The sequence below is a fragment of the Xanthomonas cannabis genome, assembly GCF_040616535.1.
GTDB lineage: Bacteria > Pseudomonadota > Gammaproteobacteria > Xanthomonadales > Xanthomonadaceae > Xanthomonas > Xanthomonas cannabis.
The window spans coordinates 4,419,532-4,445,552 of the sequence record NZ_CP136580.1; the positions used below are offsets into that span (position 1 = coordinate 4,419,532).

General features: G+C 66.3%; 18 protein-coding genes and 2 other RNA genes. 7 read left to right on the plus strand and 13 right to left on the minus strand.

The window, feature by feature from the left end; translation table 11 throughout:
- Window positions 1-37: 37 nt before the first annotated feature.
- The 6 genes from katB to aroE form a co-directional block, all read right to left on the minus strand.
- Window positions 38-1,543, minus strand: coding sequence for a catalase KatB (katB, locus tag RZV17_RS18790; RefSeq protein ID WP_355605643.1), 1,506 nt, complete (start codon window positions 1,541-1,543; stop codon window positions 38-40).
- A 586-nt stretch (window positions 1,544-2,129) separates the two neighbouring features.
- Entirely contained in the window at window positions 2,130-2,720 is a 591-nt protein-coding gene (locus RZV17_RS18795; RefSeq protein ID WP_355605646.1) for a DUF6624 domain-containing protein, read from the minus strand.
- 257 nt (window positions 2,721-2,977) lie between these two features.
- Window positions 2,978-5,110, minus strand: a complete 2,133-nt coding sequence (dinG, locus tag RZV17_RS18800; protein ID WP_355605649.1) for an ATP-dependent DNA helicase DinG — start codon at window positions 5,108-5,110, stop codon at window positions 2,978-2,980.
- Window positions 5,111-5,308: 198 nt separating this feature from the next.
- Window positions 5,309-5,545: a hypothetical protein gene (locus tag RZV17_RS18805; protein ID WP_039406336.1), complete on the minus strand. Its 237-nt coding sequence runs from the start codon at window positions 5,543-5,545 to the stop codon at window positions 5,309-5,311.
- On the minus strand, window positions 5,542-5,895 hold the full coding sequence (locus RZV17_RS18810; RefSeq protein ID WP_355605653.1) for a hypothetical protein: 354 nt from the start codon (window positions 5,893-5,895) through the stop codon (window positions 5,542-5,544). Before RZV17_RS18810 ends, RZV17_RS18805 begins: the two co-directional genes overlap by 4 nt.
- A gap of 10 nt (window positions 5,896-5,905) precedes the next feature.
- The gene (aroE, locus tag RZV17_RS18815) at window positions 5,906-6,757 is read right to left on the minus strand and encodes a shikimate dehydrogenase (RefSeq protein ID WP_039406341.1); all 852 of its coding nucleotides are present in this window, start codon (window positions 6,755-6,757) and stop codon (window positions 5,906-5,908) included.
- A gap of 52 nt (window positions 6,758-6,809) precedes the next feature.
- Here aroE and RZV17_RS18820 point away from each other — a divergent pair, with 52 nt between their 5' ends.
- Window positions 6,810-7,691 carry a TolB-like protein gene (locus RZV17_RS18820; protein ID WP_355605658.1) on the plus strand — a complete coding sequence of 294 codons (882 nt, stop codon included), beginning with the start codon at window positions 6,810-6,812 and terminating at the stop codon, window positions 7,689-7,691.
- A 231-nt stretch (window positions 7,692-7,922) separates the two neighbouring features.
- Here RZV17_RS18820 and RZV17_RS18825 read toward each other — a convergent pair whose 3' ends face one another.
- The 3 genes from RZV17_RS18825 to RZV17_RS18835 all read right to left on the minus strand — a co-directional run bounded on the left by RZV17_RS18825 (window position 7,923) and on the right by RZV17_RS18835 (window position 12,459).
- The gene (locus RZV17_RS18825; RefSeq protein ID WP_355605661.1) at window positions 7,923-10,454 is read right to left on the minus strand and encodes a sulfite reductase flavoprotein subunit alpha; all 2,532 of its coding nucleotides are present in this window, start codon (window positions 10,452-10,454) and stop codon (window positions 7,923-7,925) included.
- A 677-nt stretch (window positions 10,455-11,131) separates the two neighbouring features.
- The gene (hemB, locus tag RZV17_RS18830) at window positions 11,132-12,127 is read right to left on the minus strand and encodes a porphobilinogen synthase (RefSeq protein ID WP_166778441.1); all 996 of its coding nucleotides are present in this window, start codon (window positions 12,125-12,127) and stop codon (window positions 11,132-11,134) included.
- A gap of 89 nt (window positions 12,128-12,216) precedes the next feature.
- Window positions 12,217-12,459 (minus strand): hypothetical protein, encoded by a 243-nt coding sequence (locus RZV17_RS18835; protein WP_179456633.1) that lies wholly within the window; start codon window positions 12,457-12,459, stop codon window positions 12,217-12,219.
- A gap of 250 nt (window positions 12,460-12,709) precedes the next feature.
- Between RZV17_RS18835 and RZV17_RS18840 the strand changes: the two genes are divergently transcribed.
- On the plus strand, window positions 12,710-13,165 hold the full coding sequence (locus RZV17_RS18840) for a hypothetical protein (protein ID WP_166750739.1): 456 nt from the start codon (window positions 12,710-12,712) through the stop codon (window positions 13,163-13,165).
- A gap of 100 nt (window positions 13,166-13,265) precedes the next feature.
- Here RZV17_RS18840 and RZV17_RS18845 read toward each other — a convergent pair whose 3' ends face one another.
- On the minus strand, window positions 13,266-15,056 hold the full coding sequence (locus tag RZV17_RS18845; RefSeq protein WP_355605666.1) for a DUF885 domain-containing protein: 1,791 nt from the start codon (window positions 15,054-15,056) through the stop codon (window positions 13,266-13,268).
- 244 nt (window positions 15,057-15,300) lie between these two features.
- Between RZV17_RS18845 and RZV17_RS18850 the strand changes: the two genes are divergently transcribed.
- Window positions 15,301-15,376, plus strand: a non-coding RNA gene (locus RZV17_RS18850) — sX9 sRNA.
- Window positions 15,377-15,380: 4 nt separating this feature from the next.
- Here the strand turns inward: RZV17_RS18850 and RZV17_RS18855 are convergent.
- The 3 genes from RZV17_RS18855 to RZV17_RS18865 all read right to left on the minus strand — a co-directional run bounded on the left by RZV17_RS18855 (window position 15,381) and on the right by RZV17_RS18865 (window position 19,006).
- Complete coding sequence (locus RZV17_RS18855; RefSeq protein ID WP_355605669.1) at window positions 15,381-17,570, minus strand: S9 family peptidase; 2,190 nt, start codon at window positions 17,568-17,570, stop codon at window positions 15,381-15,383.
- 18 nt (window positions 17,571-17,588) lie between these two features.
- A non-coding RNA gene (locus RZV17_RS18860) (sX9 sRNA) lies at window positions 17,589-17,661 on the minus strand.
- A 655-nt stretch (window positions 17,662-18,316) separates the two neighbouring features.
- Window positions 18,317-19,006, minus strand: coding sequence for a glutathione binding-like protein (locus tag RZV17_RS18865; protein ID WP_123137643.1), 690 nt, complete (start codon window positions 19,004-19,006; stop codon window positions 18,317-18,319).
- Window positions 19,007-19,459: 453 nt separating this feature from the next.
- On the opposite strand from RZV17_RS18865, the gene RZV17_RS18870 reads away from it, so the two are divergent.
- The 4 genes from RZV17_RS18870 (at window position 19,460) to RZV17_RS18885 (ending at window position 25,913) form a co-directional block, all read left to right on the plus strand.
- Window positions 19,460-22,474, plus strand: a complete 3,015-nt coding sequence (locus tag RZV17_RS18870; RefSeq protein ID WP_047692944.1) for a TonB-dependent receptor — start codon at window positions 19,460-19,462, stop codon at window positions 22,472-22,474.
- A 155-nt stretch (window positions 22,475-22,629) separates the two neighbouring features.
- Entirely contained in the window at window positions 22,630-23,331 is a 702-nt protein-coding gene (locus tag RZV17_RS18875; protein ID WP_039406367.1) for a SapC family protein, read from the plus strand.
- Complete coding sequence (locus RZV17_RS18880) at window positions 23,321-24,334, plus strand: cupin-like domain-containing protein (protein ID WP_184375641.1); 1,014 nt, start codon at window positions 23,321-23,323, stop codon at window positions 24,332-24,334. The genes RZV17_RS18875 and RZV17_RS18880 overlap by 11 nt, the downstream gene beginning before the upstream one ends.
- A 10-nt stretch (window positions 24,335-24,344) precedes the next feature.
- Window positions 24,345-25,913: a tryptophan halogenase family protein gene (locus tag RZV17_RS18885; RefSeq protein ID WP_355605675.1), complete on the plus strand. Its 1,569-nt coding sequence runs from the start codon at window positions 24,345-24,347 to the stop codon at window positions 25,911-25,913.
- Window positions 25,914-26,021 lie beyond the last annotated feature (108 nt).

Genomic DNA, 26,021 nt, shown 5'->3' on the forward strand with positions numbered 1-26,021 from the left:
CGGCACCGCGGCGTGGCCGCGATGCCGTCGGGGTGGATCAGTCCTGCAGGCTGGAGGCCAGCTGCTTGACGCGGGCCAGGTCGCCTTTGGCAACGCGGGCGACGCCGGTGCCGTACTCGGGGTCTGCCTTGTACAGGAACGACAGGATGATGTGCTTGCTCTCGGTATCGGTGTTGGCCAGCGACTCGCCAAAGCTCTGCACCAGGTCCGCACGGTCCTTCTTGCTGTAGGAGCGATACAACTCGCCGGCCTGCTTGAAGTTCTGTTCGCGGGTGATCTTGGCCTGCTGGGTCGTACCCGACAGCGGCAATTCGCTGTAACGCGCGGCGGTCTCCTGCGGACGCGGCTCCAGACGGCTCGGCTCGTAGTTCACGCCGCTGGTGGTCTGACCGATATTGCCCTGGCCATCCTGGTTGCCGTTGTTGACCGCCACACGCGGACGGTTGACCGGCAGGCTCAGGCCGTTGGCACCGATGCGGTACAGCTGGGTGTCGGCGTAGGAAAAGATACGGCCCTGCAGCAGACGATCTTCAGACGGCTCGATACCGGGCACCAGGTTGGCCGGCGCCATCGCCACCTGCTCGGTCTCCTGGAAGAAGTTGTCGACGTTCTTGTTCAACACCATCTGGCCGACCTTCTGCTCCGGCACGTCCGGCCAGATCTTGGTGGCATCGAGCGGGTCGAAATCGAACTTGGCCAGGTCTTCCGGCTTGAGCACCTGCACGTACAGGTCCCACTTGGGGTAATCGCCCTTCTTGATCGCACCGACCAGATCGTTGGTCAGGTGGCTGTAGTCCTTGGCCTGCACCGCAGCGACCTGCTTGGGATCGAGGTTCTTGATGCCCTGCAGCGTCTTCCAGTGGAACTTGACGTAATGCACTTCGCCCTGCGCGTTGACCAGCTTGTAGGCGTGCACACCATTGCCGTCCATGAAACGGTAGCCGGCCGGCGTCCCTTCATTGGAATACAGCAGGGTCAGGGTGCGGGTGCCTTCGGGCACGTGCGAGAAGAAATCGAAGCGACGCGAATCATCGTCCAGGTTGGTGCGCGGATCCGGCTTGAACGCGTGGACCATGTCGGGGAACTTGATCGCATCGCGGATGAAGAAGGTGGGGAAGTTGTTGCCCACCAGGTCCCAGTTGCCTTCGCTGGTGTAGAACTTGGTGGCGAAGCCATGCGGGTCGCGCAGCGTCTCCGGCGAATGATTGCCGTGCACCACCGAGGAGAAGCGCACGAACACCGGCGTCTTCTCGCCGGCGCTGAACACCTTGGCCTTGGTCAGGTTGGACAGATCGGCGGTGGCGGTGAACTCGCCTTTGACGCCGGTACCGCGCGCATGCACCACGCGCTCGGGGATGCGCTCGCGGTCGAAGCGCTGCAGCTTCTGGATCAGCTGCACGTCCTGCAACAGGATCGGGCCGTTGGCACCGGCGGTCTGCGAGTTCTGGTTGTCGCCAACCTTGGCGCCGTTGTCGCGGGTCAGGACGGATTGGGCGAAGACCGGCGGTGCGATCAGCGTGGGGGCTAGCAGGGCTAGCACCATGAGGGATCCAGGGCGCATGGCGTCAGCTCGTGTTGAGGGAGCTGAATCATGGCCAGCAGACCGAAGCGTGAGAAGTCATTAGTTCTGATCGCTTCGATAGGCGAACATGATGATGACTGCGTTGCGTGATACACATCGCGTTAAAGGGTGACCGTCTGTTGCAGATCGTAGCAATATCTCGCTGAGGCGCCCTAAGCAGCAGCGTCACGCCGAATCTGCTCACACGGCAACAGCAACAAAAATAGTGCAACGCAAAAGAACAGACAATCCGTGGAGCGTTGTGGTGCACGGCGTGCAAGTGCGTCCGCGCTATCTAACATCCAGTGGATCAGAACGCACCTGGTCTCGTTCAATCATCCTGTCGGAACGCTGCCGCACCGTCCCCGCTCCGGCCGTCATGCTGCATGAGCCAAGCAGATACAGCATGCATTGCGCCGACCCGTCGTCTGGCCGATAGCGGGGGTCCACGCACTCACGCAAGGGGACAGGACACAGGCTGCCGATTCCACACGAATGCAGGCGTACTCCCACTGCGCCACCCAGCGACCATGGCAGCGTATTCGGACCAGTGCCCCCCGGTGCCGCTCTACTCGTCAGGCAGACCCGCCTCTGTCCTGCGTTGCCGCAGCTGGGCAGGATCCTCCAACTCGAACAAGCTGCCGTCGGCCTTGCGTTGCGTACCGTAGCGCTGTGGTTTGCCCGACATGACGAGGTTCCGATCCACAAACAACGCAAGGTCGGCAGTGCTGTAGGACCCACGCTCTGATGCGGCCTGCATCTTCTGCAGGAAGGCATCGCGGAACTCGCGATCAGTGGAGTGTTGCGCAACCAAAAACCCCGCATGTGCGCCGTCCTGACCGACCGAGGCAATATCGGGAAAGCCGAATTTGTCCATCAAGGCGGACAGCGCCACCTGGTTTTCCCGTTGCGACGCGACCAGACGCATTGCCACCTCCTTCGCCGCGCCCTGATTGGCCTGCAATTGCTGCGGCGTGACTGCGCCACGAATCTGTTCACGGATCTTCTGATCGGCGTCGGCCAGGGCTAACAGCTGTTCACGGTAGGACGCATTCATGGACTGATGCCCTGATTGCAGCGCTTTGCTATCTGTGGCAACACCCTGCCCCGGTAGTGCCACCTGCCACAACAGCAGCAACGCCATCACCACGGTCTTCATGAGCACGCAACCCCCGATGCTGGAACGCGTTCGATAACTACCTCACCCTGGAGCACCACAGGTCTCTCGGATAAGCGTGGAAATTCGTGATACCTACTGGTCTGACCATAAACCAGAAAGGAACAAAATTTACTCGCGATCTCCATTCCGGAAAACCTGTCGTCCAAGCAAAATGAGTGCTGTAAAGCACACTGGGTCGCATAACGAAATGCCGTCATAGCGACCTATCCGCAGCAGAAACACCTCGTTGCGCTGGCTTAGCCGATCACCCGCTTGAAAGGCGGCAAGGCATCGATGATGCGTTTGCCGTAGCGACGGGTAAGCAGGCGCGAGTCGAGGATGATCACGCGGCCATGGTCGTTGGAGCTACGAATCAAGCGGCCGGCAAACTGCGTGAGCGTGCGTAAGGCATGCGGGATGGCGATCAGGTTGAAGGCGTTATGGCCGCGACTTTCCAGCCATTCGCTCAAGGTGGAGGTTTGCGGGTCGGTGGGCACGGCGAACGGCACCTGGGTGATGACCACCGTGGTGCAGGCTTCGCCGGGCAGATCCAACCCTTCGCCGAACGAGTTCAAGCCGAACAGCACCGAGCCCTCGCCTGCCGCGATGCGGCGCAGGTGTTCGGTGATCAGCTGCGACTTGTTGCCCTCGCCCTGCACCAGCACGCGGTTGCGTTGCGCCAGCGGCATCAGGTCGGCGACCTTTTCCATCTTCCAGCGCGAGGTGAACAACACGATGCTGCCCTTGGCGGTCCAGTCCAGTTCGCGCACCAGATACTTGGCCACTTCCTTGGGGTGGCCTTCGCGGTCGTCGGGCGTGACCGGGAAATTGGGCACGATCAACTCGGCCTGATTGGGCAGGTCGAACGGCGAGGCCAGTGAGGCCATTTCGGCGTGCTCGGGCAGGCCGTTGTCGATGGCGAAGGATTGGAAATCGCCGCCGCCGGTGAGCGTGGCCGAGGTCATCACCACCGAATCCACCTCGTTCCAGATCATCGTGCGCAGCACCTGCGCAGCCGAGACCGGCGAGCAATGGCAGATCAGGTCGCCGTCGCGCGAAAGGGTGATCCAGCGTGCCATCGGTGGCTGGCCTTCCTTGTCTTCGCGTCGCCAGCCGCTCCACAGATTGTGTTGCTGCTCGGCCGTCTCCAGGGCCAGGCCCAGATTGCGCTGCAGCCGCTCGCGCGCCGCATCGTCCTGCTTGCCCTTGGCCACCGCGCTGTGCGCAGCGTGCACCCAGTTGAACAGCGCGCGGGTGTCTTCGCCGAGTTCTTCGATGGCCGGGCCCCATTGCGGCGGCAGCTTGCCGTTGGCCGCGCGCCACAACGGATCGCGCTCGCCGGGCTCGGGCTTCCACACGCGCTCGACTTCGGCATGGAAGGCCTTGAGCAGTTTGGACACGCGCGCAGCCACCTCGATGGCCTCGTTGGGCAGCAGGTTGCCGATCCTGTCCTTGTCCACTGCGCGGTACGCGGCGGCGATGAGAATCTGCATGCGGCCGGTGCGCTTGGCCATCTCGTCCAGCGGCAGATTGGCTGCGCCCTGGTCGATGGCCACACCGGCGATGTGATGGCCTTCGTCGAGCACCAGCAGCATGTCCGACGGTGGCGCGATCAAGGGCTGGCCGTTTTCGGCATCGCCCAGCGACAAGGAGGACAGCAGCAAGGCGTGGTTGGTGACCACGATCTGCGCTTCGCGCACGTCGGTACGCGCCTTGAGCACCGGGCACTGCGCGGCATAACTGCAACGGCGGCCCGCGCAGCCGGAGGCCGGCGTGGTGATGCGCATGCGCAGCGGCACCGAGACCTGCTCGGGCGCGTCGTCCAGGTCGCCGTTCCAGGTGCGCGCGGCATAGGCCTTGGCCAGCCGCTTTGCCAGATCGGCATCGACCGGGCTGAGCGGGCGGTCGTAGAGCGCCTGCTCGTCTTCGAACATGGCGTTCTGGTTGGTATCGCCTTCCAGCTCGGCGGCGTTGCGGGTGCACAGGTAGCGGGTGCGGCCCTTGGCCAGCGCCACGGTGGCCTCCAGCCCGGTGGCCTTGAGGAAGGCCGGGATATCGCGTTCCACCAGCTGCGACTGCAGCGCCACGGTGCCGGTGCTGATGACCAACTTCTTCTTGGTGGCCAGCGCGATCGGCACGCCGGCGGTGAGATAACCCAGGCTCTTGCCCACGCCAGTGGGCGCCTCGGCGATGCCGATGCCGCCGGAGGTGGCCAGTGCCCGCGAGACCAGGCCGATCATCTGGCTCTGCGCACGCCGCGTGGCAAAGCCGGGTGTATTGGCCTGCAGCTTGGCGTAGGCGTCGCGGATGCCGGCCTTAATCGGGTCGGTCAGAACACGCTGGGTGGGAACGGGCGCGGACGGCGCAGCCGGTGGGGCAACTTCAGTCATGGCGCTATTTTCGCACGGACCGGCGCAACGCCTGCGACCGGCCGGTTGGGCAGCTGAACGTGTTTGTCCGGTACACCAGGACAGCGGCGGCGTGGCCGGGCGGCGGCTGGGTGCGGGCAACGCAGCAAAGAACCAGTGCTGCGCCGTGCGAGCGAGATCAGCGGCCGGGCAGGCGACGGCCGAAGACCACGTGTCCGGTCAGCCGCGCGCCCTGCGGCGCGGCCAGGCGTAGCGCGCCCACACGCTACCGATCAGCAAGGTCACCACACCCATCACCAGCATGCCGACGCCCACGCCGGCCGGGCCGAAGCGTTCGTATAGCAGGCCGCCGCGGTTGACGGCGGCCAGTGCCTGCGGGTGCAGCAGTGTCCAACCGCCTTGCCCTGCGCAGAGCAGGCCAATCAGCACGAGCGCCAGCGGCTTGATCGGGATCATGCGCGCGGCCCGGCTGCCGGCGGCAGTCGTTGCAGGCTGCGCGCCAGGGTCCACACCAGCACCCCGACCCCCACGCCCTGCACGGCGGTCAGCACGAAGCGGCCGATGCCCATGACCAGGCTGATCTGGCGCACGTTGCCCTGCTGCAGCAGCAGCATCGGAATTGCCTGCAGGGCGACCTCGGCCAGCACGCAGCCCAGCAGCACCCACAGCGCGGCCAGTGCAGCGCTACGCAGGCGCCCGCGCTGCGCACGCCACAGCAGCACCAGGCCCAGCAACAGCGCGATCAGCATCGGTGCGCGCGACAGCAGGCTGGTGATCAGGCTGAGCAGGATCTCGGTGACGTTCATCGCCGCCGGCTCAGTCGGCGCTGACCAGCACCGCCTCGCGCGCGCGCAGCGCGGCGTAGACCGGGTCGGTCTGCGGGCGCACGCCATGCCACAGCGAGAAACTTTCCGCGGCCTGCTCCACCAGCATGCCCAGGCCATCGATGGCGTAGCGGCATTGCGCCGCGCGCGCCCAGGCCAGGAAGGCGATGGCGGTGGGGCCATAGTTGAGGTCAACCGCCGCGGTGAGGCTGTTGACCAGGCCCAGCGGCAGCGCGAACGCGCCGGCATCACGGTCGCGGCCCGCAGCAGTGGCGTTGACGATCAACTCGAAGTCGCCCAGATCCCGCAGGTCTTCGATGTAACGCGACACCACGCGCCCGGGTTCGCCCAGCGCATCGCACAACGCGTCGGCACGCTCGGGCGAGCGGTTCACCACCACCATTTCAGTGATGCCGGCATCCAGCAGCGCCGGAGCCACACCGCGGGCGGCGCCACCGGCGCCCAGCAGCAGGACGCGGCGACCGCGCAGATCCAGGCCATGGCGATCGGTGAGATCGCGTACCAGGCCGACGCCGTCGGTGTTGTCGCCCTGCCATTGGCCATCGTTCCGCACCAGCGTATTGACCGCTCCGGCCAGGCGCGCGCGATCGCTCAGGCTGCCGGCCAGCGCGCAGGCCGCTTCCTTCAGCGGCAGGGTGACGTTGGCGCCCTTGCCGCCTTCATCGGCAAAGCGCTCCAGCGCGGCGGTGAACTCTTCCGGCGGTGCGTCGATGGCGGTGTAGTCCAGCGCGATGCCGGTCTGCTTCCCGAAGTCGGCATGGATGGCCGGCGACAGCGAATGGGCGACGGGGTGGCCGAACACGGCATAACGGGATACGGGCATGAAACGCTCTCTGGTTGACTAGACTGTGCGCAAGATGAGGCAGGAACACCGCATGCACTATCGATGGACACTGCTCGCGCTGGCGGCGAGTTTACTCTGCGTCCCGTCTGCTTCGGGGCTTGCTGAATTCGGGATCGAAGGCATGGGCGTGGTGTCCACGCCGGCCAACGAGGCGCACGCCACGCTCAGCCCGGACGGGCAGCGCATCGTCTGGGCCAGCGACCGCGCCGGTGGCGCCGGCGGCTGGGACCTGTGGCAGGCACAGCTGCGCGGTGGGCGCTGGCAGGATGCGCAAGCGCTGCCGATCAACAGCGCCCAGGACGATACCTCGCCGCTGTTCAGTGCCGATGGACGCTGGCTGCTGTTTGCCTCGGCGCGGCCTGGCGGCGCCGGTGGCAGCGATCTGTACCGGGTGCCGGTGGATGCGCAAGGCAAGCTCGGTGCGGTGCAATCGCTGGGTGCCGCGATCAACAGCCGCGGCGACGAGCATGCGCCCAGCCTGTCGCTGGATGGCACGCGCCTGCTGTTTGCCAGCGATGGCCACGGCGGCGCCGGTGGCCTGGATGTATTCGTGGCGCGCTGGGATGGGCACGCATTCTCCGCACCGGCACCGCTGGGCGACATCAGTACGCCGGCCGACGAGCTGGATGCGGCCTGGCTCGGCGACGGGCGTGGGCTGGTGTGGACGCGCGGGAAGAGTGCAGGCCCCAGCCAGCTCCTGCTGGCTGTCTGCAAGGACGGGCACTACGCTCACGGTCAGCCAGTGCCGCTGTCGTTCAATGGCCCGCAGGAGCGCACCTTTGGTGCAGTGGTGGACGCCGCCAAACCGGGCGAACTCCTGGTCACCGGCAGTGCCCGCGCGCCACGCGCAGGGCAACTGGATCTGTACCGGATGAAGGCGCCGTCGGTGGACGGCGATACCAGCTGCCGCTGAGCGCGCGCCACGGTGGCGCGCGTGGAGGCTTCATCGCCGGATCAACGCACGATCTTGTGCCGGCGCCGCGCAGGGTGGCTGAAACGTAGGACCACTCCCGGCGAGGCCGCATCATCGCGGCACACGATCTCGCACCGTCGTGCTGATCGCCGCATCGCACGATGCCGTGGCCCCATCCAGCCATCGTGCGCAGCGCGCTGCCTCACGCAGGCAGTCGGCAACCACCCTGGCTCAATACACATCGCGCCGGTAACGGCCGGCGGCGGTCAGTGATTCCACGCGTGCCTCGCCGAGGAGTTCGCGCAGCGTGGCGTCCACCGCACGCGCCATGCTGTCCAGGCTGCCGCAGACATGGATCACCGCACCGCGATCGATCCAGTGCCGTAGCGCCTCGCCGTTGTCGTGCAGCCGATGCTGCACATAGTGTTTTTGCGGCTGGTCGCGCGAGAACACCTGGTCCAGCTGCTGCAGATGCCCACTGGCCTGCCAGGCCTGCAGCTCATCGGCGAACAACTGGTCGTGCGCGGCCTGCCGCTCGCCGAACAACAGCCAGTGCCCATGCACGCCGGCCAGTTCGGCCTCGCGCAACAACGCGCGCAGCCCGGCGATGCCGGTGCCGTTGCCGATCAACACCATGGGTGCCGCCTCGACGCGATGGAAGCCCGGGTTGGTGCGCAGACGTGCACGCAGGGGCGTGCCGACGGGCGCGTGGCAGATCAGCCAGCCCGAGCCCAGGCCGGGGCTGCCGTCGCTGCGCGTGGTCAGCCGGACCACCGCGCTCGCCGCGCCATCGGCCGGCACGCTGGCCAGCGAATAGTCGCGGGTGGGCAAGCAGTCGCAGGCATCCAGCCAGGCCTGTGGATCCGGATGCTGCGCTGGCGGCGTGGCGGGCGCCTGCGGCAGCACACGCTCGGCGGCGGCCTGATGGAGCGGCAGCAACTGCGCATCGACATGCACCAGCGCCTCGGGCGGCAGGCGCCATGCGGCCAGGCAGGCCCGCACCTGAGAGTCGGCATGCGCGGGCTGCACTTCGAGAATGTCGCCGGCCTGCCAGTGCGCCTCGGGCGGTGGCTGCAGGTCGATGCGCCAGATCGGCGCGCCTTCGCTACCCGGATTGAGATGGGCGCGCGCCAGCAATGTCCAAGAACTCAGGCGTGGCCGCGCCAGGGTCGCGGCGGCCACCGGTGCGCCGGCAATCTGCTCCAGCTGCGCATGCCATTGCGCCAGCGCCTGCGGATCGGCGTTGTCCATTTCCACCGTTGCAAACAGCGCGCGGGCGCCCTGCGCGTCCAGCCACTGTTCGACACGCCGCGAGAACCCGCAAAACTGCGCGTACTGGCGGTCGCCCAGTGCCAGCACCGCATAGGCCAGCTGCGGCAAGGCGATCTGCTGGCGCAGCAGCTCACGCTCGACCACGCGTGCTGCATCCGGCGGCTCGCCATCGCCGAAGGTGCTGATCACCAGCAGGGCGTGCCGCGTGCCCTGCAGGTGCTGCGCATCCACCTGTGCCAGCGGGCGCACCTGCACGGGCAGGCCGGCGGCCTGCAGATGCCCGGCCGCCTGCCAGGCCAGCCGCTCGGCAAAGCCGCTCTGGCTGGCGAACGCAATCAACCATGGTTCGACCTGCGACGCCGGCGGGGCGCTTTGCAGCATCACCCGGGCGGCGCGCAACGCGCGCTTCTTGCCGCGCCGGTCCAGATACAGCATCCAGCCGCTGACGAAGAACACCGACATGCCCAGGCTGGCCAGCATCACCACGATGCGCCCCGGCAAGCCGAAGAAACTGCCCGAATGCAGCGCAAACATGCTGACCATCAACTGCTGCCCGCGCGGCCTTGCCGCGTAGTCCTGCCGGCGCAGCACGGCACCGCTGGCGGCATCGAGGTCCAGGGCGTTCAAGGCGCGGTCGTGATCCGCGTGATCGGGCAGAAACCGCACATTCAAGGCCTGCCCGGCACGCGCTGGAATACGCAGATCCAGCGCGGCGTGATGCGTTGCCGGGATGCCATCCAGGGTGCGTTGCACGCGCGCAAAATTCACCATTGCCGGACGCCGGTCGCGCCGGTCGTCGCGCGCCGCGGGCTCGCCACCGAGCACGGCCGCCATGCCGTCGCGGTACCAGGGATAGGACCAGGTCAGGCCGGTCAACGCGATGAGCAGATACACCAGCAGGCACCAGGTGCCGAACACCGCGTGCAGGCTCCACAGAAAACTGCGGCCCTGCCGGCGCCACTCCACCACCCACCAGGTGCGCAGGCTCCACCACCGGCGTGGCCAGCGCAGATAGAGCCCGGATGCGCAGAAAAACAGCAGGATCAGCGTGCAGGCGCCAGTCACTGCCTGGCCGCGTTTGCCCGCCGCCAGATGGCGGTGCAGATCCTCAAGGAAGGCAAACGTACTGCTCAGCCGCGGCGCCGCCACCCGCTCACCGGTATACGGGTCGAAATACACACGTGCACTGCCCTTGGCGGCGAGCCGCGCATTGGAGGGCCGCTCACCGGTGGGGTCGATCAGCATCCGGGTGACCGGCGGCGGCCCGGACGTGGTCGGTGCCAGATCCAGCCGCTGCAGCAGCACATCCACCGGCAACGCACGCTCGCCTGCCGCGTGCCGCTGGGCCAGCTGCACGAGGGGCGGATTGGCCAGCCGAACAAGTTCGTTCTCGAAGGACATCGAGGCGCCGGTCAGCCCCATCACCGACAGCACCAGACCGGCCGTGATGCCGAGCAACCAGTGCAGCTGGAACAGCAGCGTTTTGATCAAGACGGCAGAAGATCAGTGACGGCCCGGCATTGTAGATGAGAATGCGTCTCGCATGCGCCGCCGCATGGGTGACTCGGCGCCACGGCGGCGCATGTGGTCCAACCGTCATCAGCCGCACGTGGGACTGCTGGATGCTCTCGATCGACGACCGTGCAGCATGCGGCGTGCGACGCGGTGATCGATCGCATGTGGCCAAATCGGCAACACAGCGCGATCCGCATGGCGTTACCGGCGTGGCAGGAAGTGTCTGCACAGCGCCTGGAGCGATCTGGAACGGGTCGTGCTGCATCTGAACACGACGCACCGAATCGCCATGCTCCAGATGCAGTGATCGCAGTCATCGCAGTGACTTTCGTGGCACCTGGATGCTGTTTGAAACGGCATTGGTCACGCCGCAGTGCATCCCGGTGCGTGCGGGTTGGACACCGCAGGGAACCGACTCGGTCGCACCGCAAAACGTTCGGAACGTGCCGCTCATCGAACCATGATGTCGTTGCGGGTCGAGTGCACTCAACCCATCCGCGCGGCCGCTCGCCGCGGATGGGTGACTGGAACCGGCGCGCTTTAGCCTCTTCCTGCGCGGGGTTTACTCCCGCACTCGGCTCCACCCACGGCTCTGTCAGTCGCGCATTCAGCGCGTGCGGCTGCGTCGCCGTGGCGCAGCCGCGCCGTGCGGGTCAGCGTGCGTCTTCGCGCAACCAACGCGCCACTTGCGGGGCGAAGTAGGTCAGCACGCCATCGGCACCGGCGCGCTTGAAGGCCATCAGCGCTTCCAGCACGCACTTGCGCTCGTCCAGCCAGCCGTTGGCCGCCGCCGCCTTGAGCATGGCGTACTCGCCGCTGACCTGATACGCGAAGGTCGGCACGCGGAATTCGTCCTTCACCCGGCGCACCACATCCAGATACGGCATGCCCGGCTTGACCATCACCATGTCCGCGCCCTCTTCCAGATCCAGCGCGATCTCGCGCAGCGCTTCGTCGCCGTTGGCCGGGTCCATCTGGTAGGTGGTCTTGTCGGCCTTGCCCAGATTGCCGGCGCTGCCCACCGCATCGCGGAACGGGCCATAGAACGCCGAGGCGTACTTGGCCGAATACGCCATGATGCGCACGTTGAGATGCGCATCGGCATCCAGCGCACGGCGGATCGCACCGATGCGGCCGTCCATCATGTCCGAGGGCGAAATGATGTCCACACCGGCCTGCGCATGCGACAGCGATTGCCTGACCAGCGCCTCCACGGTGATCTCGTTGAGCACATAGCCTTTGTGATCGATGATGCCGTCCTGCCCGTGCGTGGTGTACGGGTCCAGCGCCACGTCGGTCATGACGCCCAGCTCGGGGAAGCGCGACTTGAGCGCACGTACCGCGCGCTGCGCCAGGCCGTCCGGGTTCCAGGCTTCGGCCGCGTCCAGGCTCTTGCCGGCCGGGTCGATCACCGGAAACAGATCGATCACCGGGATGCCCAGTTCCAGGGCGTTCTCTGCCTCGCGCAGCAACTCGTCCAGCGACAGCCGCTCCACGCCCGGCATCGAGGCGATCGGCGCGCGGCCCGGCAACTCATGCACGAACACCGGCCAGATCAGGTCATCGGTGGTCAGCGTGTTTTCGCGCATCAACCGACGCGAAAACGCATCGTGGCGCATGCGGCGGGGGCGATAGTGCGGATGGGCCATGACAAGGCTCCTGGAGACAGCCCACAAGTCTACGCCCGCCGCCTTGCCGCAGACGCGCTGCGACGCACTGTCGCAGCGCTGCAACGAGCTTAGATCACCCCGCCGCCCAGGCTCAGGCGGATCACCCCGACCACGATCACCAGGCCGTTGAGCAGCAGGCCGGTCTTGGCCCGCCCACGGTTGCCTGCCGAGGTGAACAACAGCGCGATCGCCGCGATGATGGCGCCGACCGCCGCGAACGGAATCAGGAACCAGTTGCCCCACCCCAGCAGCGGGATGAAGGCCAGCACCATCCACAGCAGCGCCACAATGCCCCAGAGCAGGCTGATCAGTCCCACGTGCCACCTCGTCCGTCGAAGAAAGGCGCAGCTTAACGGTGCGCCTGCCAAGACGCCGTGGGCGGGTGGTCACCCTGACCAATGGCGGCTTGGCGGCAGCCTCACATGGGCGTGGCTAGGGTGCGTCAAACTCCGGTGCACTTCGGAACCACTCGCACCACGGCCGCCCGCGCCGTGTTGTTAGCCACTCTTCAGTTCGGCCACCGGATCATCGCTGTCACTGTCGTCAACAGGGGGCTATTGCATGAACAAGCACATCGTCATTGGCGCCACGCTGGCCCTGCTGCTGGCCGGCTGCGCCAGCAGTTCCAAGGTGATGCTGGGCCAGGCCCGCGCGCCGATCGACCCCGCGCAGGTGCAGGTGTATTCCAACGCCCCGGTCGGCTCGGTGGAGATCGCCCAGCTCGAATCCACCAGCGCCGCTGGCTTCGGCACCCAGGGCCAGACCGATGCCGCCGTGGAACGCCTCAAGCGCGAAGCAGCCAAGCTCGGCGCCAACGGCGTGGTCATCGTCGGGGTGGGCTCGGAGCGCTCTGGCGGCGGCCTGTCGGTGGGCGGCGGCAGCTACGGCGGCCGCGTCGGTGGCGGGCTGGGTATCGGCATCCCGACCACCCAGAAGCGCGCGGCTGGCATGGCGATCTGGGTGCCTGCGGGGGCGCAGCAGCGCGCTGCGCCGGAGATGCCGCCTCCAACGCGCTGAGGCGGCCCGCGGAATTCGAGAGTGTTTAATGCAACGGGGCGCGATGGTTGGCTGATTCCAGCTCCATCGCGCCCCAGGTTTTTTTACACAGCCCTACTGCTTAGCGCTTGCGTTGCTGCGCGGGAATGAACTGTGTCTCTACCGCCTTGGCCAGTTGGTCGGGCGGCAACAAGCCCTGGTCGAGCAGGAAATTGTTGAAGGCCAGGCGGTCGAACTTCTTGCCCAGTGCCAGTTCGGTGCGCATGCGCAGTTCCAGGATGCGGGTGTAGCCGTAGAAGTAACTGCCGGCCTGGCCGGGCGCGCGGACGGTGTAGCGGTCCAGTTCCTGCCGGGTCATGGCCGGTGAGAGGCCGACGTCGTCTTCCAGCACCTGGCGCGCGCGTTCGCGGTCGATCAGGCCCAGGTTGAGCATCGGGTCGAGCATGGCGCGGGCGGCGCGCAGCAGGCGGAACTGCAGGGCGATCAGCTGACCATCGAGCGGTTCGTACGGCACCATTTCGGCTTCGGCATACAGCGCCCAGCCCTCGACGTTGACCGAGTTGAAGGCGAACAGGCTGCGCGCCAGCGAGATGCCACGTTCGACCATGGCGGTGAACTGCAGCTCGTGGCCGGGGCGGCCTTCATGCGCGCTGAGCGTCCAGGCCGCTGAGCCGAAGTTGAAGTCGTCGTACTGCTCCTTCTTGGCGCCATCGGCGGTCGGGTTGCCCAGCGGCAGCACGAACTGGCCCTGCTGGCCGGTGTTGCCGATCAACGGCGCCGGCAGGAAATGCGGGGCCGGTTGCGCGGCGCTTTCGGCGGCGCTACCCAGGCGCATCTGCATCGGGCGGTTGGGCACATCGACGATGCGCTGCTGGCGGATGATCGGGTCGATCTGGTCGATCACGCCGCGGTAGTGGGTTTCCAGCTGGTCGTCGGCGATCTTGTTGCCCTTGAGCGCACGGATCACCTGCACATAATCGCCGCCCTGCACGCCCTTGGCCTTGGCCACCAGCGGCGCCAGCTGGCGCATGGCCGAGCGGGTTTCCATGAATTCCAGCTGCGCGCGCTGGATCAACTGCTGCGGGGCGATGTCGATGCCGACCTGCTTGAGCTGGAAGGCGTACAGCGGCTCGGGCAGGCGGGTGTCCTTGCGCGCCTTGGGCAGCACCGTGCTGCGGGTCCAGGCGGCATAGTCCTTGAGCTGGGTGGACATGGCCTTGAGCGCCTCGTCGGCGCCGGCGATCTTGTACTTGACGAACAACTCGCCGATACCGGCGACGTAGGTGTCCACATTGGCCAGCGCCTGCTCCACTTCGCGCTGGGTGGGCTGCAGCAGTGCGGTGTTGCCCAGCTTTTCCTCGTAGCGCTGGCGCGCCAGCGTGGTGGTGGGCGTGCTGCCCGGCACCAGGCCGACATAACGCTTGAGGCGGTCGAGTGCCTTGGCGCGGCGTTCGGGCACGGTCTGATCGGACAGCAGGCCATTGAGGCCACTGAAGACCGCCTCAGGAGCGTCGCTCCAGGGCAACAGATACCGCTCGTTGAGCTCGCTGCCTTCGATGTTCTGCGCGGCCGCGCCGATCATGATCTGCAGGTCCTGGCGCACGTTGGCATCGCGCTCGGTGGCCAGCTTGGTCTGCAGCGTGGCGCGCGCCTTTTGCATCGCATCGCGATAGCGCGCAGCGTTGTCCGGGCCCAGGTCGACAACCTGATCGTCGTAGCCAGGCACGCCGAAGAAGCTGGCGTATTCGGGCTGGAACGGCGCCTGCGCGTTGAGCAGGATCTGCGCATAGCCGTTGCTGGTCTGGACCCAGGCCGGGCTCGCCGGCTGGGTCGGCGCTGCCTTGCTGGTCTGTGCCTGCAACGGCAACGAGGAACCGAGCGCCAGCGCGACGGCGAGAACGAGTGGCTTCATGAGGCGGATCCGCAAGTTAAGTAGCGCGACCCTACCCATCTGCAGCGACCGCGGCAATCTGCCTTTGGTCATGGCAGGCGGGGCACCGTAGCGATGCTGCGGATGGCAACACATCGATCGGGTCGCCTTGAGTGCTGCGGACGCCAGTGCTGATCGGCCCCGACGGCCATGCCTGCGCGTGGCATCCACCTGCACTCTGCCCTCCACGCGGCCCCGCCGTCCAGCGTTGGCGCGCGACGTCGGTGCGCAACACGCGGACGCTCCGGTTCCTGGACGCCGCACACGCCGAGCTGACAACCGCTCGCGACGTTTTGTGCGCCGCGCCTAGTCGTGCACCGGCATCAAACAGCGCTGCAAAAACGCTTCGGCGGTCTTGTAACGATGCAGTGCAGTGGCACCTGAAACACTGTGCTTCGCACCGGGATAGGTCATCAGCTCGAACGCAGTGCCGCGTTGCTGCAACTCGCTCATCAGCGCGGTGGAGTTGGTGAACAACACGTTGTCGTCGGCCATGCCGTGGATCAGCAGCAGCCTGGCGCGCAGGCCGTCCAGATGGGTGGCGATGCGTGCGTCGCGATATCCGTCGGCATTGCCGGCCGGCAGGTCCATGTAGCGCTCGGTGTAATGGGTGTCGTACAGGCCCCAGTCGGTGACCGGTGCGCCGGCCACGCCGCAGGCATAGGCGTCGCTGTGCTTGGCCAGCAGCATCAAGGTCATGTAGCCGCCGTTGGACCAGCCCTGCACGCCGATCCGCCTGGCATCCACCCAGGGCTGGCGCTTGAGCCAGGCCACGCCTTGCAGCTGGTCGTCCACCTCGACGGTGCCCTGCCTGCCGTACAGCGCGCCACCGAAGTCGCGCCCGCGCCGTGGGGTGCCGCGGTTATCCAGCGAAAACACCACGTAACCGCGCTGGGCCAGGTATTGATCGAACAAGGCATCGCCACGGCCGGGCCAGGCATCGAGCACGGTCTGCGCGGCCGGGCCGCCGTAGACATAGACGATGACCGGGTAGCGCTTGGCCGGATCGAAATGGTCTGGCTTGGTGAGGCGGTACTGCAAGGGCGTCTTGCCGTCGGCGGCAGTCAGCGTGCCGAACTCCACCGGGCGCTGCGCGTCGCGGTAGCGAGCATACGGATGCTGCGGATCGGCAAGATCATTGGTGAGCAAGGTGGCGATTTTTTCGCCATTGGCCCGGAACAGTTCGATCTGCGGCGGCGTGGTGGTGTTGGACCAGGTGTCGACATACACGCTGGCATTGCTGGCGAACGTGGCTATGTGCGTACCGTTGGTCCTGGAGCGCTTTTCGATCGCACCGCCGGCCAGGGGTACCGCGTAGATCTGGGTCTGGGTCGGCGACTCTTTGCTGGCGGAAAAGTACACCGTGCCGGCTTGTTCATCGACGGCGAGCAAGGCATCCACCACCCAGTCGCCGGAGGTCAGCGGCGTCAGCGTGCGGCCGTCTTCGGAGGCAAGGTAGAGGTGCTCGTACCCGCTGCGTTCGGAGTTCCAGAGAAAGCGACCGTCCTTGAGGAAACGCAGGTCGTTGGTCAGCGGGACCCAGGTGGGCGAGGTCTCGGTGATGAGCGTGCGCTGCGCGCCACTGGCCAGCGTGGTTTCGATCAGCTCGAGGGTTTTCTGGTCGCGCGACTGGCGCTGGAAGGTCAGCCGCTGCGCATCGCGCCAGTCCACCCGTGCCAGATAGATATCCGGATTCTTGCCCAGGTCGATCCAGCGTGGAGCCGCCTTGGCGCGCGGCGCGATCACGCCCAATTGCACCGCCACATTCGGCTGGCCGGCCTGCGGATAGCGTTGGCTGATCACTTCGGTGTGGTCGGCATATACCTCCGGGCGTTTTTGCACCGGCACCTGCGCTTCGTCGATACGCGCGAAGGCAATGGCCGAATCGTCCGGTGCCCACCAGTAGCCGGTGTGGCGATCCATTTCTTCGTCGGCGACGAATTCGGCCACGCCATTGCCGATGGTGTCGCTGCCGTCGTGGGTGAGCTGCAATGGCTTGCCGCTGGCCAGGTCGATCACCCACAGATTGCGCTCGCGCACGAAGCTGACGAAGCCGCCCTTGGGCGAGAGCTTGGCATCGGTGGCGAAACCTTCGCCATGGGTGAGCTTGCGCACCGCGGCCGCACCGGTCTTGCGCAGGTCATACAGATACAGCTCGCCGCCGAGCGGGAACAGCAACGCCTGCGCATCCGGGGCCCATTGGTAATCGACAATGCCGGTCAATGCGGCGATGCGTTGGCGCTCGCGCCGGGCCTTTTCGGCATCGCTCAAGGTCTCGGTGCCGGGCAGCACGACCTTGGAATCGACCATCAGGCGGGTCTGGCCGCTGGCGATGTCGTATTCCCACAGATCCAGCTGGTTGCGGTCACTGTCCTTGCCGCGCAGGAAGGTCACCCGCGAGCCATCGGGCGCCACCTTGGGCTTCATCAGCGTCAGGCCGGACAGCGGCAACGGGCCGGTGATGGCCTCCAGGGTGAGTTTTTCGGCGTGGGCCATGGGGATGGTGATAAGAGCGGCTAACAACACGTAACGGGCAGTCAACAGACGGGTGTGGACGGCGCGCAGGAACCGCAGTGTACGAGTCCATGCCGATTCCGAGCAGCGGCCGCGTTGGCCTGATGGCGGCACAGTCGGCATGAGGGCAAGGTCGGCGGATGGGGCGCGCATTGAAGATCCTGTCTGAAGACTGCGCACAGGATGCGGGTGCGTGCAGTGTTTGAGAAGTGTGGCGGTCGTGCGCGTCCGTGGCGATGGGTCTCTACGCGGGATGATCGGCGGTGTCGAGGCCGAGTCGCGAACAGGCCAGCGTATGTGCTTTCTGCTCGATGCCGAAGTGCGATGCGGGCGGGCTACCACGGACCTGACGCGGCGCGGGTGACCGGCGCCTGCGACTGTGATGCGGACCCGTACCCTCACCCCAACCCCTCTCCCGCGGGGAGAGGGGCTCTGGCTTGCTTCTCCCAGCGGGAGGGAGAGAGGCGCTGGCTCGCTTCTCCCAACGGGAGAAAAAGTGGCTTAGCTTCCTTCTCCCGCCGGGAGAAGGTGGCGCGTAGCGCCGGATGAGGGTCGGGCGCAGCTTGGCCTTGCGATTGGTACCGCTGCATAGCGCGGTGTCTGACCGCGCTACTGCGCGCGGCGCTCCACTCCAGGACATCCCCATGCAAGGCAACCTCTGCGGCGCTCAGCCGCAGCAGCACGGCGCCTCAGCACCATGCTTGCGCGCTCTGCCTCAGCCCTACGCCTCAGCGCTTACCGAACAAATGCTTGCGCTCTTCCTCGCTGAGCGGCTTGCCGGCGTTGGGGTTCACCTGCTCTTTCAGCGCATAGGCGCGCTGCGTAGCCGGGCGCGCGGCGATGGCGTCATGCCAGCGCTTCAGGTGGGGGAACGCGGCGTAGTCGGGGCGGATGTCCGCATAGACCTCCAGCCACGGGTAGCTGGCCATGTCGGCGATGCTGTAATCCTCGCCCGCCAGGAAGGCGTGCTCGGCCAGGCGCTTGTCCAGCACGCCGTGCAGGCGGCGCACCTCGGTGTTGTAGCGATCCACCGCGTAGGCAATCTTGTCCGGGGCATAGACGTTGAAGTGACCCATCTGGCCGGTCATCGGGCCCAACCCGCCCATCTGCCAGAACAGCCATTCCAGCGCGGCGATCCGCCCACGCGCATCGCGTGGCAGGAAGCGGCTGGTCTTTTCGGCCAGGTACAGCAGGATCGCGCCGGACTCGAACACGCTCTGCGGCGCGCCGCCATCGGCCGGTGCATGGTCGACGATGGCCGGCATCTTGTTGTTGGGCGAAATCTGCAGGAACGCCGCTTCGAACTGCTCGCCCTTGCCGATGTCCACCGGCTTGATGGTGTAGTCCAGCCCGGCTTCTTCCAGGAACAGGGTGACTTTGTGGCCGTTGGGGGTGGGCCAGTAATACAGATCGATCATGGGTGCTCCGGTAGATGAGGGGTGATGCGCGACGGGACGACGCCGAATTCCTCGGCGTGCACAGCCGCGTGTCCGAGGTCGGCAACCGCGTTGTAGCCAGGGCAGTTCACCGGTGCACGCGTGCCGCCCTGTCGGTCGCAATGAGACGCCTTCGGGACGGAACAAGCACATACGGAACAAGCGCATGAGAAGTGCACACATTGGCCGCCCCAAAATGACCGATCCCAAGCGCGGACCATGCCATCCACGCCGATGGTACGGCCCCCGCTGTTGGGCGCGCGTGCACCGTCAGTACCCGTGCTGGAACGATGTGTGACGCCATTGGCTTGCGGCCGATGCTGCAGTGCAAATTGACTTTGTTAAGCCTGCGCTAACAAATGCTCGATTGTTCGATCGACCTTTGCCTGTCCCGCTCGGGGCCGGCCTTATCTTTTGTTTGGGGAAGCAATCACCGTGAGAGAGACACGCACCCTGCCGCGCACGCGGCGCCTGACGTCTGCCCTGCTGTTCGCATTGTCGACGCCGCTGGCCGCGCAGACCGCGCCGGCGCCGCAATCGGCATCCACCGTCCCGGGCTCCAGTCAGGCCGATCCCGCCACCCTCGATACCGTCCAGGTCAGCGGTATCCGTGGCAGCCTCACCTCGTCGATGAACGTCAAACGCGATGCGCAAGGCATCGTCGACGGCATCGTGGCCGAGGATATCGGCAAGTTCCCCGACACCAATCTGGCCGAATCGTTGCAGCGCATCAGCGGTGTGTCGATCGACCGTTCGCTGGGCGAAGGCTCGCGCGTCACCGTGCGCGGCGTCGGCCCGGACTTCAACCTGGTGCTGTTGAACGGCCGGCAGATGCCGGGCGCCAGCATCGAGGAATCCAATGCCTCCAACTCGCGTGCGTTCGACTTCGCCAACCTGGCGTCCGAGTCGATCTCCGGCATCGAGGTGTTCAAGACCAGCCGTGCCAGCACGCCTACCGGCGGCATCGGCGCGACCATCAACATCAAGACGGCCCGCCCGCTGGACAACCCCGGCATGCATGCCAACGTGGGTCTGAAGGGCGTGCACGATGCGTCCAACGAGAACCTGCCCGGGCGTTTGCAAGGCGATTCGCTGACGCCGGAAATCTCCGGCATCTTCAGCAACACCTCGGCGGACGGGCGCTTCGGCGTATCGCTGAGCGGCAGCTACCAGGAACGCGACTTCGGCTACAGCCAGGTCGGTGTGCCCAACGGCTGGCGCTCGTTCCGTGGCGATTCCACCGCCTACGGCACCATTCCGCAGCCGGGCACGGCGGGCTCGGAAAACATCGTCAACCGTCCTGGCCCCAACGATATCTATTCGGTGCCGCAGAACCTCAACTACCGCGTGGTCGGGGTCGAACGCCAGCGCACCAACGGCCAGCTGGTGCTGCAGTACAAGCCGCTGGACAACATCACCACCACGCTGGATTACACCTACTCGGAAAACAAGATCCAGCAGCAGCGCAACGAGATGTCGGTGTGGTTCAACTACGGCCCGTCTGCCAGCGCCTGGACCAACGGCCCGGTGGCCGGCCCGATCACCTATTCGGAAATCGTCGACCCGGCCACCAGCGATCTGGCCACCGCCGGCTCCAAGGCGGCCACGCGTAACCAGAACAAGTCGCTGGGCTTCAACGTGGATTGGGCGGTGAACGATCAGTTCAAGCTCAACTTCGACATCCACCGCTCCACCGCCGAAGCCGGCGCGGACAGCCCGTACGGGTCGAGCAACTCGCTGGGCGTGTCCGGGTTCTACCGCGGCACCTCGGTGGTGGATTTCAGCAAGGATTTCCCGGTGTTGCAGCAGCAGCTGGGCTTCGGGCTGACCGGGCTGGACCCGTCGCGCACGCTGGTCACCGGCTCGGCGTTCCGCAACAGCTACATGAAGTCGGAGATCGACCAGGCGCAGGTCAACGGCGACTTCACCTTCGAAAACTATTCGCAGTTGAAGTTCGGCATTGGCAGCACCGAGGTCAAGAACCGTTCGGCATTTTCCAACGTGCAGCGCGACACCTGGGGCGGCAACGGCACCGCGGCCGATTATCCGGACGACCTGTGGATTCCCAGTTCGTTTGCGCAGTATTTCGATGCGATCGACGGCAGCGGCAATCCCGCGCAGTTCAACCAGTTGTTCCTGTTCGACTTCGAACGTGCCCGCCAGGCCGCCGCGCAGGCCGCCGGCGACGACGCGCTGTACCGCATCTCGCCGGTGTTCACCACCGACCGCCGCGTCACCGAAAAGTCCAAGAACGCCTACCTGCAGTGGAACAACAGCTGGGACGATCTGCGCGTGCCGATCAGCTTGGCCGCCGGCGTGCGTTACGAAGAAACCAAGGTGGACGCGCAGGCACTGGTGCCGGTGGCAGTGGGCATCGACTGGGTCGCCAACAATGAGTTGCCGATCCGCCTGGCCGACTCGGCGTTTTCCGGCGCCAGCGGCAAGTACGAATACTGGCTGCCCAGCCTGGACCTGAGCTTCAAGCTCACCGAGGATCTGGTGCTGCGCGGCAGCTATGGCGAAACCATCGGCCGTCCCGGCTGGGGCGACATCCAGGGCGGGCAGACGCTCAACCAGATCGCACGCCTGGAAGGCGGCACCGGCCAGGAAGGCAACCCCGGCCTGAAGCCGCTGCTCTCGCACAACATCGACCTGTCGCTGGAGTGGTATTACAGCGACGCCAGCTACGCCTCGGTGGGCTTCTTCCGCAAGAACATCGACAACTACATCGGTGTGACCACGCGTAACGACACCTCGCTGGGCCTGAACACCCCGGTGGGCGGTGCGTACTGGAACGAGGCGCTGGGCAATGGCTGCGCCTCGGCCGACCTGACCTGCATCCGCAACTACATCTTCCGCAACCGCGGCGGTGCGCCGGGTGTGGTGCGTGGCGCGGACGATGCCAACGGCAATGCCACCGGCGTGATCAGCGGGCAGCCGGGCGACCCGGTGGCCAACTTCGCCATCACCGCGCCGGCCAACCAGCGCTCGGCCTCGCTGGACGGCTGGGAATTCAACCTGCAGCACATGTTCGGCGCCAGCGGCTTTGGCGTGTCGGCCAACTACACCATGGTCGACTCCGGGCTGACCTACAACAACGCCGTGATCGGCGAGCAGTTCGCGCTGGAAGGGCTGAGCGATTCGGCCAACGTGGTCGGCTTCTACGACAAGGACAAGTGGCAGGTGCGTGCGGCCTACAACTGGCGCGACGAATTCCTGGCCGCGCGTTTCGACGGCAGCGGCCAGCCCAATCCGGTCTATACCGAAGCCTACGGCCAGCTGGACCTGAGCATCGGCTACCAGTGGAACGAGAACCTGTCGCTGAGCCTGGAGGCGATCAACCTCACCGACGAGGTGCAGCGTCAGCACGGCCGGCACCCGAACCAGATCGTGTATGCCACCCAGACCGGCCCGCGCTACATGCTGGGCCTGCGCTACAAGTTCTGGTGATCTAGGCAATGCACCGCACGTCCCGGCAGCCTGGCTGCCGGGACGTGGTTACGACCTTCCTGCGTGCTGACCGGAGCTGCATGCTCCGGCACTTGCCGTGCGAAGGGGATTGTCCAAGCATGGGCCACGCGCCCCCGCGTGATATAGCGACCCCCATGACCAATGCCGTGTTGTTGAACAATCTCGATCACCGCGATCTGCGCGTGATCACCGCCCGTGGCGCCGCCTATGGCGACGACGTGATGTCGGCGGCCACCTTCCCGCAGGAATTCCGCCAGCTGCAGGGCCAGTACCCGATCGTGTTCCATCGCAACGAGAACGGCCGTTTTCAACCGCTGGCGCTGCTGGGACTGCGGCTGGGCGAAAACCTGTTCCTGGACGGTGCGCGCTGGGACGCGCCATACATCCCGCTGGCGATCCAGCGGCAACCGTTCCTGATCGGCCAGCAGCCGGAGGGGCCGATGGTGCACGTGGACCTGGACAGCCCGCGCGTCAGCACCGATGAAGGCGAGCTGCTGTTTCGCGAACATGGCGGCACCACCGATTTTCTGTATCACATCAGCCAATTGCTGCGCACGCTGCACGATGGGCTGGCAGCCAGCGATGCGTTTGTCGAACGCTTGCTGGGTTACGAACTGCTGGAGCCGTTCGTGTTCGAAGCCACCCTGGACAACGGCCTGGAATGCCGACTGGCCGGCCTGCACACCGTGCATGAAGAGCGCCTGCGCACGCTCGGCAATACCGCCTTGCTGGACCTGCACCGCCACGGCGATCTGGAACCGTTGTACATGGCAGTGGCCTCGATTGCGCAGTTCCGTCACCTGCTCGAACGCCTCAACCGCCGCCATGCCGGCTGAGCCGCGCGCCATCGAAGAACGGCATGGCCTGGATCCGCAGCAGCTGGACCCGGCCCTGCTGCGCTCGACCACGCCGCTGGTGCTGCGCGGGCTGGTGCGCGATTGGCCGCTGGCACGCGCCGGCGCCAGCTCTGCACAGGCCGCCGCCGCCTACCTGCGTGGATTCGATCGCGGCGAGGCAGTGGTGGCGCAGGTCGGGCCGCCGGAGATCGGCGGGCGCTTCTTCTACAACGCGGACATGACCGGCTTCAATTTCCGCCCCGAGCGCGTGCCGCTGTGCGTGGTGCTGGACACCTTGCTGCGCGGCCTGCACGACGCACAGCCGCCGGCGATCTACGTCGGCTCCACCACCCTGGACACCTACCTGCCCGGCCTGCGCGCGGCCAATCCGATCGCGCTGCCGCAGGCCGAGCCGCTGGCCAGCATCTGGGTCGGCAACCGCACCCGTATCGCCGCCCACCAGGACCTGCCCGACAACCTGGCCTGCGTGGTGGCCGGGCGCCGCCGCTTCACGCTGTTTCCGCCGGACCAGCTGGCCAACCTGTATATCGGCCCGCTGGACCTGACCCCGGCCGGCCAGCCGGTCAGCCTGGTGGATATCGCCGCGCCCGACCTGCAGCGCTTTCCGCGCTATGCGCAGGCACTGCAGCACGCGTGCGTTGCCGAGCTGGAGCCGGGCGATGCGCTGTTCATTCCCAGCATGTGGTGGCATCACGTCCAGGCGCTGGAAGGCTTCAACGTGCTGGTCAATTTCTGGTGGCGGCAAAGCCCGGCCTACATGGACTCGCCGATGAACGCGCTGATGCTGTCGCTGCTCACCATCCGCGACCTGCCCGCCGAACAACGCGCCATCTGGCAGGACGTGTTTCGCCACTACGTGTTCGAACCCGATGAGCGCACCGCCGCGCACGTGCCGGACGTGGCGCGTGGCGTGCTGGCCCCGATGGACGACACCCGTGCGCGCAGCCTGCGCGCGCGCTTGCTGCAACGCTTGAACCGCTGAGGACTGACCCATGGCCCACACCACTTCCCCAGACGCGGCGCAGCGCCCGGTGCGTCGCGTCGTCATCGCCGGTGGCGGCACCGCCGGCTGGATGGCCGCCGCCGCGTTGTCCAAGCTGCTGGGCCGGCAGTTGCAGATCACCCTGGTGGAATCGGACGAGATCGGCACGGTAGGCGTGGGCGAGGCCACCATCCCCAGCCTGGTCACCTTCCACCGGCTGCTGGAGATCGACGAGGCCGCGTTCATGGCCGCCACCCAGGCCACCTTCAAGCTCGGCATCGCCTTCGAACATTGGCGCGACGTGGACAGGCACTATATCCACTCCTTCGGCCATACCGGCACCGATCACTGGAGCGCGGGCTTTCATCATTTCTGGTTGAAGGGCCGCCAGCGTGGCGTGGCGCGCGACTTCGGCGACTACTGCCTGGAATTGCGCGCCACCCAGGAAGGGCGGTTCGCGCATCTGCCCAACGGCGGCATGAACTACGCCTACCACCTGGATGCCGGTCTGTACGCGCGCTTCCTGCGTCGCTTCAGCGAAGGCTTCGGGGTGCAGCGCATCGAAGGACGCATCGGCCAGGTCGAGACCGACCCGCACAGCGGTTTCCTCACCGCGCTGACACTGGACAACGGCAGCCGCGTGGAAGGCGACCTGTTCATCGATTGCACCGGCTTTGCGGCATTGCTGATCGGCAAGACCCTGGGTGTGGACAGCGACGACTGGTCGCGCTGGTTGTTTGCCGACAGCGCGCTGGCCGTGCAGACCGAATCGGTGGGCCCGCCGGTGACCTATACGCGGGCGCGGGCCGACCAGGCCGGGTGGATGTGGCGCATTCCGCTGCAGCACCGGGTGGGCAACGGCATCGTGTATTCCAGCCGCTACACCGACCAGGACAGCGCCCGGGCCGTGCTGGAGCGCAACCTGCAGGGACGCGCGCTGACAGAGCCGCGCGCACTGCGCTTCACGCCCAACCAGCGCCAGCGCGTGTGGGAGAAGAACTGCGTGGCGCTGGGGCTGGCCAGCGGCTTCCTGGAGCCGATCGAGTCGACCAACATCCATCTGATCCAGCGCGGCATCGTCCGCTTGTTGCAGACCTTTCCGCAGGTCATCAACGCGGTGGACATCGCCGAATACAACCGCCAGGCCGCCGACGAAATTGCGCACATCCGCGATTTCGTGATCCTGCATTACCACGCCACCGAGCGCCGCGATACGCCGTTCTGGCGCGACTGCGCCGCGATGGACATCCCCGACTCGCTGCGTCACCGGGTGGAGCTGTTCCGCCAGAGCGGGCGCGTGTTCCACCAGGGCAACGAGTTGTTTGCAGAAAATTCCTGGGTGCAGGTGATGCTGGGCCAGGGCATCGTGCCGCAGCAGCATCACCCGGTAGCCGACCTGATGGGCGATGCGGAGCTGAGCCACTTTCTGGAGAGCATCCGCCAGCGCGTGGACGCCACCGTGGCCAGCCTGCCGCCGCATGCACAGTTCCTGCGTCACCACTGCCCGGCCGTCCCGCTGCCCGACCCTGCCGCATGCACACCGGCCGATGTAGCCGCCATGGCGGCCCCGGCGGGATGAATTTCGCCTCCTGGCGCTGCAACCCTTGGCTTCCAACGCCCCAGCAATGCTAGATTGCGGCACTGCCGTCCATTGCGGGAACAATGGCCGGCGCTCGCCGCAGCAACG

Coding starts and splice junctions, on each gene's coding strand:
- katB (WP_355605643.1), bottom strand. CDS start 1,543: ATGGTGCTAGCCCTGCTAGCCCCCACGCTGATCGCACCGCCGGTCTTC.
- RZV17_RS18795 (WP_355605646.1), bottom strand. CDS start 2,720: ATGAAGACCGTGGTGATGGCGTTGCTGCTGTTGTGGCAGGTGGCACTA.
- dinG (WP_355605649.1), bottom strand. CDS start 5,110: ATGACTGAAGTTGCCCCACCGGCTGCGCCGTCCGCGCCCGTTCCCACC.
- RZV17_RS18805 (WP_039406336.1), bottom strand. CDS start 5,545: ATGATCCCGATCAAGCCGCTGGCGCTCGTGCTGATTGGCCTGCTCTGC.
- RZV17_RS18810 (WP_355605653.1), bottom strand. CDS start 5,895: ATGAACGTCACCGAGATCCTGCTCAGCCTGATCACCAGCCTGCTGTCG.
- aroE (WP_039406341.1), bottom strand. CDS start 6,757: ATGCCCGTATCCCGTTATGCCGTGTTCGGCCACCCCGTCGCCCATTCG.
- RZV17_RS18820 (WP_355605658.1), top strand. CDS start 6,810: ATGCACTATCGATGGACACTGCTCGCGCTGGCGGCGAGTTTACTCTGC.
- hemB (WP_166778441.1), bottom strand. CDS start 12,127: ATGGCCCATCCGCACTATCGCCCCCGCCGCATGCGCCACGATGCGTTT.
- RZV17_RS18840 (WP_166750739.1), top strand. CDS start 12,710: ATGAACAAGCACATCGTCATTGGCGCCACGCTGGCCCTGCTGCTGGCC.
- RZV17_RS18845 (WP_355605666.1), bottom strand. CDS start 15,056: ATGAAGCCACTCGTTCTCGCCGTCGCGCTGGCGCTCGGTTCCTCGTTG.
- RZV17_RS18855 (WP_355605669.1), bottom strand. CDS start 17,570: ATGGCCCACGCCGAAAAACTCACCCTGGAGGCCATCACCGGCCCGTTG.
- RZV17_RS18865 (WP_123137643.1), bottom strand. CDS start 19,006: ATGATCGATCTGTATTACTGGCCCACCCCCAACGGCCACAAAGTCACC.
- RZV17_RS18875 (WP_039406367.1), top strand. CDS start 22,630: ATGACCAATGCCGTGTTGTTGAACAATCTCGATCACCGCGATCTGCGC.
- RZV17_RS18880 (WP_184375641.1), top strand. CDS start 23,321: ATGCCGGCTGAGCCGCGCGCCATCGAAGAACGGCATGGCCTGGATCCG.
- RZV17_RS18885 (WP_355605675.1), top strand. CDS start 24,345: ATGGCCCACACCACTTCCCCAGACGCGGCGCAGCGCCCGGTGCGTCGC.